Origin of the sequence: Pseudoalteromonas sp. BMB (assembly GCF_001709235.1) — a bacterium.
GTDB lineage: Bacteria > Pseudomonadota > Gammaproteobacteria > Enterobacterales > Alteromonadaceae > Pseudoalteromonas > Pseudoalteromonas maricaloris.
Genome location: NZ_MBQA01000072.1, coordinates 1 through 439 on the forward strand (window position 1 = coordinate 1; position 439 = coordinate 439).

The 439-nt window shown below is 45.1% G+C and carries 1 protein-coding gene; it reads left to right on the forward strand.

The window, feature by feature from the left end:
* Positions 1–111 precede the first annotated feature (111 nt).
* Positions 112–439 (forward strand): hypothetical protein (locus BB427_RS06640; protein WP_139119027.1); only part of this gene is annotated, 328 nt, incomplete at its 3' end.

A 439-nucleotide genomic window follows, 5' to 3' on the forward strand; every position in this document is an offset into this window, starting at 1 on the left:
GGAGTTCAAACATGTGCTCTTCCGATCTTTTACTCAGCTTTGCTGCTCCTTGTCATAGGAGTATCCCATGTATCATCTCAGCAGTGTCATGGAAAGGAACTGGATTTGTGCATGGCGACATTGATGTTTCACTTCCAGAGTAACGGAATTCCAGATAATGACGAAAAAGTAACGGAGTGGTGCGAAGTTGGTGACGAAGTGAGAGAATGTGGAGGAAATTACACCACCAAGTGTCTGACACCCCTGCAGAGAGAATTTCTGCAACTTTTTGTCGGAGGAGGAGCGTCAGCAGAAAAAGAGTTTTGCACTCCAGGATCAGAACTTAGAACCAAGTACTTGAAACATGGCGGATGTCTTGCCGAAGCTGCTGAGAGCGACGTCTTTAAGGGTATTGTCAAAGATGCTCAGGTAGCTCTTGAAACAACTTTTGATGCAGAAT